The organism is Sporosarcina gallistercoris, from assembly GCF_014836415.1.
Taxonomy (GTDB): Bacteria; Bacillota; Bacilli; order Bacillales_A; family Planococcaceae; genus Sporosarcina; species Sporosarcina gallistercoris.
The window spans coordinates 24,708-33,830 of record NZ_JACSQY010000017.1; the positions used below are offsets into that span (position 1 = coordinate 24,708).

Genomic DNA, 9,123 nt, shown 5'->3' on the forward strand with positions numbered 1-9,123 from the left:
AGTTCGAGAACTAACACTCTAAAATTTTCCAACATTCATAGGAAGCTATCTTTAAATATGGTATAATTATCCGGAATAATAAAGTCAACATTCGGAAAACAGTTCTATTACATACGTATACGAGCGTCCAACAAGGAAGGAGGCATTCTTATGGAAACGAGTATGATGTTTTCAATACTCCCTATTTTGTCACTACTTTTTTACGTCGTCCCACTTGTATTCATCGTTTGGTTTGTAATCACGTTCATTAGATTACAGAAAGAGAAAAACGAAATCTTGAGAACCATTGCAGATAAGTTGAACAAATTGTAAGTGAGGAGGATTCCCTATGAAGCGATTAAGACGAGGGGATACGATTGGTATCTTTTCACCCTCATCACCCGCAACGGTGAATGCAGAACCGCGCTATAAACGGGCAAAAGCATTTTTAGAGTCAAAAGGCTTCACTGTGAAAGAAGGGAATTTGACAGGGAAATCCGAGACGTACCGCTCTGGCACACCAAAAGAGCGGGCAGAGGAACTGAATGAGTTGTTGAGAGATCCTGATGTCGCGATGATCATGTCCACAATTGGCGGTACCAATTCCAATAGCATGTTGCCCTACATTGACTACGAAGCATTCAAACAATACCCGAAACTTGTCGTTGGCTATTCGGACACTACGGCGATTCTCCTCGCACTTTATGCTAAAACAGGTATTTCCACTTATTATGGTCCTGCTGTGGTGCCATCGTTCGGAGAATTTGAACCACTTGTCAATGTGACGTACCACTATTTTGAACAGTATTTCATGCAAGAAAATGTCATTCCTTACGAAGTACCGATGCCCGATTATTGGTCAGATGAACCGGTCAACTGGTTGGAGAAGACGACTGAGAAAAAGTTGTATCCGAACGAATGGGTGACAGGTCTTCGTGGCAGCGCAGAAGGCCGACTGGTAGGTGGGAATCTGAATACGATGTACGGCTTTATCGGCTCTCCGTATTTTCCTGACATTAAGCAGGGGGATATCTTACTGATCGAAGACTGTATGAAAACCGCATCCGTTGTGGAGAAGAACGTTGCCATGCTGAAAGTGCATGGCATTTTCGAAAAAGTCGCTGGCATCATTTTAGGCAAGCATGAACAATATGATGACTTAGGAACAGGAAAACGACCATTAGATCTATTGCTGGAACAGTTGGATGGTCTGCAACTTCCGATTCTAGCGGAATTCGATACATGTCATACTCATCCGATGCACCCGTTGGCCATCGGGGGAAAGGTCAGGCTGGATGCGGATGCAAAAACAGTGACTTGTACTGAACGATGGCTTGATGAATAAGTGAGCGAATCTCGGCGCCGTTTAAAAGGAGCGTCCAAGGAGGAACAAGTATGAGCTATTCTCATCTATCCAGGAGTTTTATGAACTTCGCAAACATGGAATGTAAAGGCTCCAGCGAACTCTACGAATTTTTATCATTACAGGTTGCTGAAGATGCTGAACTGCTCGGTATGTGCCTGGCGGTTCCAAAAGGTCAGCCGGTGCCTAATTTATTATTCGGTGCTGTTCATTACCTTCTATTAAAAGGAAAAGAACATCCGCTAAAAAACTATTATCAAAGTATGACACATCCACCAATGAGAATAGACGACGAGACCTATGACCATTTCAAAGATTTTTGTGAGTTGCATCGTGATGAAATCATTCCTATTTTAAAGAGCAGGTTGGTTCAAACCAATGAAGTGAGAAGATGCGGCTATCTTTATCCAGTATTTTCGTGGATTTACACCCAAGTTGAAAAACCATTATCTCTTATTGAAATTGGCACCAGTGCGGGTCTTCAGCTTCTGTGGGATCACTATAGCTACTCGTACGGTACTGGGGAAACGTACGGTAATAAAAATGCTAGGGTTCACATAACTTCGGAAGTTAAAGGGGAACACTTTCCAAAAATGCTTTCTGAAAGTCCGCCCATTGCTTCCAAAATCGGTCTGGATTTGAATATAAGCGAACTATCGGACCCGGATGATTATTTATGGTTAAAGTCTCTCATTTGGCCAGAACATCAGGAGCGATTGGAGTTATTCGATCAGGCCGCGGACTGTTTGAAAGATAACCCGGTAAACCTAGTGGAAGGCGATGGAGTGCATTTACTTACAGATGTAGTGGATACATTGCCTACAGACTCTTTGATCTGTATCTTCCACACCCATGTGGCAAACCAAATCCCAACTGAATCCAAACATGAACTGCTAGAAAAGATCGCAAAGATCGGCAGTAATAGAGACGTTTTTCATATATACAACAACATGTGGGATCGCCAACTCCATGTCGATTACTTTCTGAACGGCAAAGCATTCAAAAATACGATTGGTGATACAGATGGACATGGAAGATGGTTTGAATGGAATCTGTGAAAAGTGTATCTAGCAAGAAGAACTTCTAGTTCACGAGGGGGATTTGCTATGAAACAAGACAAGGCGAAAATTCTTATACTGGGAACTTTCCATATGTCAGAGTATGAAGAGCTGCATTCTGAAAAAAGACAAACTGAAATTCAAGAATTAGTATTAAAAATCGCACGTTTTCAACCGACGAAAATTGCGGTTGAAATGGTACCGAAAGATAGCGGTTATTTTAATGAAAAATATGATCAATATAAATCAGGTTCACAAAACTTGGAAATGAATGAAATTTTTCAAGTAGCATTTCGTTTAGATGTTGAGATGGGGCATGAACAGATCTATCCAACTGATTGGATGGGTGACGCTGATATGCACTACAGTGAGGTGGAGAGTTGGGGCAGAGAAAACCAACCAGAACTTTTAAAAGAAATATATGAGGACCTTTTCATACCGGAATTAACAGATAGTAAAAGTATAGTAGATTATTATAAAGAGCTGAATGATCCTGTTTTTATCAATGCTATCCATAAAATGTATGTTAATTTAGCCCGTCTTGGAGATTTTGATAACTATATCGGAATGAACTGGTTAAGCTGGTGGTACAAAAGGAATTTAATTATGTTCAGCAATCTCACTCGTCTAATTGAGTCAGAAGAGGAGCGTATTTTATTTCTAGTAGGCAGCTCTCATTCATCAATTGTCACTAAGTTTCTGGAAGAAAGTGAAGTTTGTGAAGTCGTTCAACCGCTTCGTGTTCTTTCTTAAACTATCCGATACATAGATTACCACCACAGCAATGTGCATTTTTATTTTAATTTATACACGAAAAAATGATGAATAGGGGCGGGATACATGGTATTGGGAACTGTTCTCTTATCCCTTGCAAGTTTGTATGTCTTGTATATTGTAATTTTTTCCGCAGTAAAGGATGGGATTGACAAGTCGGAGGTTGGGCAGTTATTAAAAGCACAGTATGGAATACAAGAGAAAAAGATATCGATCAGTGATGATGAAATTGAAAAGATATTAGAAGACGAGTTTAAGAACTAAAGAGTGCGCATAACTGACTAGTGGGGAATGCAATCGTATTTCTTGTGCATTGGTATAAAAACTTTCTTCTAGATAACTACCAACTTTGAGATGCAGGTGAAAGTATGAACAAAAGTCGACCTAGTGTATTAGTATTTGTACTACTTTTAACGATTGCGTATGCGGTTAGCGGAATAGTACTTGGGCTTGGTTCATGGATTGTCAAAACCCTTGGTTTAGCGGCTGTTATCGGTTATGGAGTACTACTTTATATAGTATGGAAAAATAAAGAAAAGCGGAAAAAGTCGTAGGATGAATGATTGTAAGATATCTTTACATATTGAATAATGTAGCTGATAACTCTATGTGGAGGGGGGCAATTGCTGTTTTTTAATTGCTTTTCGTTTACTATCGAAACAAATTACAATTTTTAGGATGGTATAAAGGAAAAAGTAAAGCGAAACTCCTGAAAGCTGTTTCACTAGCATTAATATCACTGTCGTTTATATTACTAATCACACCATTTATATTGAATAGGTGGAACATGAAAGCCAGGGGGAATCTCTATGGAAATCGAACAAATATATGACGATTTACCTACACTGGAGACTGATCGATTAATTCTCCGGAAAGTCACAGTAGACGATACTAATGACATGCATCACTATGGTGCAGATGAAGAAGTATCTAAGTACGTTACTTGGGATACCCATAAAAGAATCTCAGCTACAAAAGAGTTTGTGTTGTACGTGCTGAATAGATACCATAATAAGCAAATCGCTCCCTGGAGGATTGAACTGAAAGAAAATGGAAAACTCATTGGAACCATTGATTTTGTTTGGTGGCAACCCAATCATAACAAGGCTGAAATAGGTTATGTCCTCTCCAAAGACTATTGGGGTCAAGGAATCGAAACCGAAGCAACAAAAGAAGTCATTAAATTTGGATTCACTAATATGGACCTGATTCGTATCGAAGCAAGATGCTTCACAGAGAACATCGGCTCCATGCGCGTTATGGAAAAAAGCGGGATGTCATTTGAAGGAGTTATGAGAAAAGCGATGGCGGTAAAAGGAAAGCACCAAGACTTGCGACTCTATTCAATCTTAAAAGAGGATTTTTAGTCGTTCACTTGGAGCTGCCGGATGCCCACTGCCAAAATGAAATCATTCTAGGAGAATACTGATCATCCCTCTGTAGAAGAGGATGGAAAAATAATTTATGCAGTATGTAAAGTCAATTGTATGATCAAGTTTGGTGCTTACTCGCGCAATAATTTAAAGTGTCAGTGTTGCAATCAAGGTCATTTGGGTTAATTCAATTTGATATTTTCCTTTGGAGGGATTCAATGAACATTAGAAGAGCTATTTTATCCGATGCAAAAGGCATTGCGAAAGTCCACGTTGATAGTTGGAAAACCACTTACAAAAATATTATTCCAGACGACTTTTTAGAGGCATTATCGTATGAACAACGAACAGACTTATGGATTCGCAATATATCTAAAGAGACAAACTACATCTTTGTTGCAGAAACTAATCAAAGAGAAATCATAGGATTTGCAGATGGCTGTAAAAGAGAAGGTAATACTATTGAGAATTCGGGAGACCTCACCTCTATTTATCTTCTTGAAGAATATCAAAAAAAGGGTGCAGGAAAACAATTATTGAAACATCTTTTTCTCCAATTTGAAAAGTTAGGTTTCGATAGAGTTTTTGTAGAAGTATTAGAAGAGAATGAAACTCGTTTTTTTTATGAGTATTATGGTGCAAATCTCTTTAAATCTAAAAAGACCATCATAGCAGGTGCTGATTTATCTCTTCTGATTTACGAATGGAATAATCTTAATGACGTATTATCTAAATTGTATATCCCATTAAAATGAGGACTTAATTACATAAAGGAAAACAGTATCGGAGGAATAATATGGAAATAAAGCAAGTCACATTACAAACCATCAACATAGAAGAAATGAAACACTTTTATACAGTTACGCTAGGATTAGATTTAGTTGAGGAGAACGAGGACAAGTTTTGTGTCGCAGTCGGTTCAAGTAAATTGGAGTTTACAAGAGACAATGAAAAAGTGAATCCTTATTACCACTTCGCCTTTAATATACAAAGAAATAAATTTAATGAAGGAAAGTCATGGGTTGAAGAACGAGTAAGTTTAAATCGAGAAGATGGAGAGGACGAAGCAGACTTCCCACATTTATCAGCTCGCTCGCTCTATTTTAATGATCCCTCTGGTAATATTGTAGAATTCATTTCTAGACAGTCTACATGTGACACAGGAGACGAACCCTTTTCCCCTAAGAGTATATTAAATATCAGTGAAATTAGTCTCACAGTTCCTGATGCAATTCAAGTTGGACGACAGTTAATAGAGTTGGATATCAAAGAACGTAACAACGAACCATTAAGTACTACTTCTCTTAACTTCATGGGAGATACTTCAGCTGGAATCTTTATTTTATTAGTCCAACCGGGGCGGAAGTGGATATTTTCAGATAAGATTTCGGCTATTTTTCCTCTTGAAATTACACTGGAAAGGGATGAGAAGATTACTTTAAACAATAAGAATGAAGTAGTAATAACTACCTAACTATCTAAATGTCGCGCTCCATCATATTTCAATCCACCCCGTTAAAAAATGCTCATCATAAAATCGAAAATGAACTTTTGCCGTACCATATGTATAGTGCAAAATGAAAGTATATAGTTTTTCAACTATACTTGGAGAAAAGGAGATATGGCTGGTGAACAGGTGGAAGAAAGAGAATCTCTGAGGGAAGCTACAATGATTACAACTAGTTAGCTGACAAGAACTAGAAAATCATATCTATAATAGTTAGGGGATATCCAATGATACGTCGTTTAGTGGCAACAGATGCAGAAAACTATCTTGCGCTCCGATTAGAGGCTTTACAAAACAGTCCTGAATCATTCAGTTCTACATATGAAGAAGAAAAAGATCAACCTGTCGATAAATACAGAAAAAGATTTGAATCACAAGAATCCTTTACATTTGGTGCTTTTGAAAATAGGAAACTTATTGGCATGATTACGTTGGTTAAGGAACAGCGGGTGAAACTGCGCCATCGAACATCGATTGTAGCCATGTATGTTTCGCCAACTAGACGTGGTTTAGGCCTTGGCATGTCTTTAATGAAAGAAGCGATTATGATGGCAAAAGAATTGGAAGGGGTAGAGCAAGTTCACTTAGCTGTGGTGACGACAAACAAGTCAGCGAAAAAACTATATAATTCTCTAGGATTTGAAATTTTCGGAACCGAGAAACGAGCATTAAAGTTAAATGATAGTTATTTTGATGAAGACTTAATGGTCTTGTTTCTTTAATGGGTAGCGTCAGGAAAATGCGGATTTACAACGATAAGCATTTATGGGACATTGAAAGATTATACAATTCAACAAACGGGCCAGTTTGAGCATGAATTTTATTGCACAAAGATTGGGCGAGGTGGATATGTGCTACTAATATTTTTATCTTTCTATGTTTTACTCATACCACTTTTTATTTTATTACATGAAGTTGGGCATGGACTAGGTGCTGTTTTTGCTTCTGATTCTGAAGTACATATTTATTTAGGTATAAAAAGCGAAAAAAATAAGGAAAACTTTAAGATTGGTAGATTACATTTTCATATAATTTGGTCTTATACTGGCTTTGCATATTGGGATGCAAGATTAAATAAAAGACAAAGAGCAGCTGCATTAGCCGGTGGTCCTTTAATATCCTTGCTACTTACACTTTTATTTGGGTGGTTAACAAATATAACTTCACAAAATGAACTCCATCAATTATTTTTCGGATCAATGTTTTTTAATCTTTTTCAATTTATATCGACAATAATACCTGTTAAATATCCGCGGTGGATGGGTGGATATAGTGGACATCAATCAGATGGTTTACAGCTTCTGAGGATAATGAAAAGTGTAAACTAACAATAGGGCGCGATTGCGTAAAAAGCGATCTGCATCCGTTCAGCAATCGGGCCATTTGATTGTGAAGGATTATACTGAAGTTAACTGTACAGAATGGTTTTGATTGAGAGGAAAAGAAATGGATAAGGTAAAACTCTATTTAAAACATCGGAAAAAATCATACTTTTTAAAAGCAATACTTTTTATTTCACTTTTTATTATACTTATCTTAGTATTTGGACCTCCGAAGTATTATGTTGTGCCTATTTTATATATGATAACAATTTTCGGTATTCCTGAATTTGTAGAATATAAACGTTGGAAAAAAGATAAGTATTGAATTTAGCATCCTCAACTAACGGGCGCCTTTGCGGAATAAGTATAATTTTAAAAAACGATTTCCTTACAAACGTTAGGAAATCGTTTTTTTGCTATAAGCTACTTAACGTTGTGAATCCGCATTTCTCTGACTGTACCCCTATGTATAAAGATAGCGCTATGTATGACGCGAATGCAGAAGACGTGTATTCTCATAGTCTTTAAGTACTCTTCCTACATAGACAAAAGGACTGTGATAATATCATCTTCCAGGTAAAAACATACAATTCAGTAATCTAGAAAAAACAGGTAAATTTTAGCTTGTCCTTATATCTCATTATGCTAAAATTTCTATATAATAAGAAATAGGGGTGAATTAATTTGAAAAGTAAATTGCAAAAGTTTTTTGTGGTAACTGTAATGGTAACATTTTCATTTAGTTCTTTACCTCCTTCTGTCTTCGCGATTACTGACACTAACTTGAAAGTTGATAATTTGTCAGGACTGAAAAATTCCGATGATAAATTTATCATTAGTGAAGATCTATTATTAGAAGAAAGTATGAATGACTTATTGTCTTTAAAAGGGGATTTTGTTAAATTCATGGAGGGTATTGAAAATTTACCCCCGTACATCCAAGAACAAGGGGCGGAAAGTGTTGCTAAGTGGTTAACGACAGAAATAGGGGTCGAAGTAATTGCAAAAGGTGAAAACTTGTTCGTTCCATCACTAACTGATATTGGATTGGAAAAGAAAGACGAAATTATAGTGGGGGATTTTGTAACTGAGTACGGAACTGCTGATTGCATCATAGCTGTTGGATTACTAATTGGCAGTGTTGGGTTTCCTTTATCCAAAATTTTGAAGTTAAAACAAGCTCTTAATCTTCTCGGAGGCATCAGTAAAACTATTAGTAAAATTAATGCTAAATATAAATTGTATAAGAGCTGGAATTATAGAACAAAAGACGCTTGGAAAAGAGCTATTAATGAAACATCAGACACATTACCAAATGATGTAAAGAATGCATTTCTCGATTTCTTCAGTATTGGAAATGTTATAAGGGCATGTACGTAACTGAAAAAATACGGAAAGGTGATGGTAGTTATTAAGACTTTACCTTTTAAATTAGCTGTTATACTATTGGGTTTGTTTCAAATCTATATGATTTATAAAAACTCTGCAAATGATATCAAATCAAATTTGATTCCAGTTCTAATTCTTTTAGGTTGTATCATTCTTATAGTTTTGGACGTTTTTTTCAAAAAGAATAAGAGTGAAAAGACACAATGAAAGAGTAGCATTTGCTGCTCTTTTTTTATCGTATGTCTTTTTTTATAAGGAAATAAAAAAACACTTATAATTAAGGGCACTGACTAACCTTTTTGAGACAAGTAAAAAACACCTTATTATGCAGCCAATTGTCGGTATTGAACCGGCGATT

General features: G+C 36.7%; 13 protein-coding genes. All 13 read left to right on the forward strand.

All coding sequences use genetic code 11. The features are described 5' to 3' along the window. The first annotated feature begins 150 nt into the window (after positions 1 to 150). The 13 genes from H9659_RS15010 to H9659_RS15070 all read left to right on the forward strand — a co-directional run bounded on the left by H9659_RS15010 (position 151) and on the right by H9659_RS15070 (position 8,756). Positions 151 to 312: a hypothetical protein gene (locus tag H9659_RS15010; RefSeq protein WP_191692106.1), complete on the forward strand. Its 162-nt coding sequence runs from the start codon at positions 151 to 153 to the stop codon at positions 310 to 312. Between the two features lie 16 nt (positions 313 to 328). Next, positions 329 to 1,324, forward strand: coding sequence for a S66 family peptidase (locus tag H9659_RS15015; RefSeq protein ID WP_191692108.1), 996 nt, complete (start codon positions 329 to 331; stop codon positions 1,322 to 1,324). 50 nt (positions 1,325 to 1,374) lie between these two features. Next, entirely contained in the window at positions 1,375 to 2,400 is a 1,026-nt protein-coding gene (locus H9659_RS15020; protein WP_191692110.1) for a DUF2332 domain-containing protein, read from the forward strand. Positions 2,401 to 2,448: 48 nt separating this feature from the next. Next, the gene (locus H9659_RS15025; protein WP_191692112.1) at positions 2,449 to 3,153 is read left to right on the forward strand and encodes a DUF5694 domain-containing protein; all 705 of its coding nucleotides are present in this window, start codon (positions 2,449 to 2,451) and stop codon (positions 3,151 to 3,153) included. Positions 3,154 to 3,240: 87 nt separating this feature from the next. Then, complete coding sequence (locus H9659_RS15030) at positions 3,241 to 3,438, forward strand: hypothetical protein (RefSeq protein WP_191692114.1); 198 nt, start codon at positions 3,241 to 3,243, stop codon at positions 3,436 to 3,438. A gap of 104 nt (positions 3,439 to 3,542) precedes the next feature. After that, the gene (locus H9659_RS15035; RefSeq protein WP_191692116.1) at positions 3,543 to 3,728 is read left to right on the forward strand and encodes a hypothetical protein; all 186 of its coding nucleotides are present in this window, start codon (positions 3,543 to 3,545) and stop codon (positions 3,726 to 3,728) included. Between the two features lie 255 nt (positions 3,729 to 3,983). Then, on the forward strand, positions 3,984 to 4,541 hold the full coding sequence (locus H9659_RS15040) for a GNAT family N-acetyltransferase (protein ID WP_191692118.1): 558 nt from the start codon (positions 3,984 to 3,986) through the stop codon (positions 4,539 to 4,541). A gap of 224 nt (positions 4,542 to 4,765) precedes the next feature. Then, positions 4,766 to 5,302, forward strand: a complete 537-nt coding sequence (locus H9659_RS15045; protein ID WP_191692120.1) for a GNAT family N-acetyltransferase — start codon at positions 4,766 to 4,768, stop codon at positions 5,300 to 5,302. A gap of 41 nt (positions 5,303 to 5,343) precedes the next feature. Continuing rightward, entirely contained in the window at positions 5,344 to 6,021 is a 678-nt protein-coding gene (locus tag H9659_RS15050) for a hypothetical protein (protein WP_191692122.1), read from the forward strand. A 260-nt stretch (positions 6,022 to 6,281) separates the two neighbouring features. Continuing rightward, positions 6,282 to 6,776 carry a GNAT family N-acetyltransferase gene (locus H9659_RS15055; RefSeq protein WP_191692124.1) on the forward strand — a complete coding sequence of 165 codons (495 nt, stop codon included), beginning with the start codon at positions 6,282 to 6,284 and terminating at the stop codon, positions 6,774 to 6,776. Between the two features lie 51 nt (positions 6,777 to 6,827). Then, complete coding sequence (locus H9659_RS15060; protein WP_225217885.1) at positions 6,828 to 7,382, forward strand: hypothetical protein; 555 nt, start codon at positions 6,828 to 6,830, stop codon at positions 7,380 to 7,382. Between the two features lie 118 nt (positions 7,383 to 7,500). Then, positions 7,501 to 7,701: a hypothetical protein gene (locus H9659_RS15065; protein WP_191692126.1), complete on the forward strand. Its 201-nt coding sequence runs from the start codon at positions 7,501 to 7,503 to the stop codon at positions 7,699 to 7,701. A 359-nt stretch (positions 7,702 to 8,060) separates the two neighbouring features. Then, the gene (locus tag H9659_RS15070; protein ID WP_191692128.1) at positions 8,061 to 8,756 is read left to right on the forward strand and encodes a hypothetical protein; all 696 of its coding nucleotides are present in this window, start codon (positions 8,061 to 8,063) and stop codon (positions 8,754 to 8,756) included. The last annotated feature ends 367 nt before the right edge of the window (positions 8,757 to 9,123 follow it).

Coding starts and splice junctions, on each gene's coding strand:
- H9659_RS15035 (WP_191692116.1), top strand. CDS start 3,543: ATGAACAAAAGTCGACCTAGTGTATTAGTATTTGTACTACTTTTAACG.
- H9659_RS15055 (WP_191692124.1), top strand. CDS start 6,282: ATGATACGTCGTTTAGTGGCAACAGATGCAGAAAACTATCTTGCGCTC.
- H9659_RS15040 (WP_191692118.1), top strand. CDS start 3,984: ATGGAAATCGAACAAATATATGACGATTTACCTACACTGGAGACTGAT.
- H9659_RS15025 (WP_191692112.1), top strand. CDS start 2,449: ATGAAACAAGACAAGGCGAAAATTCTTATACTGGGAACTTTCCATATG.
- H9659_RS15050 (WP_191692122.1), top strand. CDS start 5,344: ATGGAAATAAAGCAAGTCACATTACAAACCATCAACATAGAAGAAATG.
- H9659_RS15045 (WP_191692120.1), top strand. CDS start 4,766: ATGAACATTAGAAGAGCTATTTTATCCGATGCAAAAGGCATTGCGAAA.
- H9659_RS15015 (WP_191692108.1), top strand. CDS start 329: ATGAAGCGATTAAGACGAGGGGATACGATTGGTATCTTTTCACCCTCA.
- H9659_RS15010 (WP_191692106.1), top strand. CDS start 151: ATGGAAACGAGTATGATGTTTTCAATACTCCCTATTTTGTCACTACTT.
- H9659_RS15065 (WP_191692126.1), top strand. CDS start 7,501: ATGGATAAGGTAAAACTCTATTTAAAACATCGGAAAAAATCATACTTT.
- H9659_RS15030 (WP_191692114.1), top strand. CDS start 3,241: ATGGTATTGGGAACTGTTCTCTTATCCCTTGCAAGTTTGTATGTCTTG.
- H9659_RS15020 (WP_191692110.1), top strand. CDS start 1,375: ATGAGCTATTCTCATCTATCCAGGAGTTTTATGAACTTCGCAAACATG.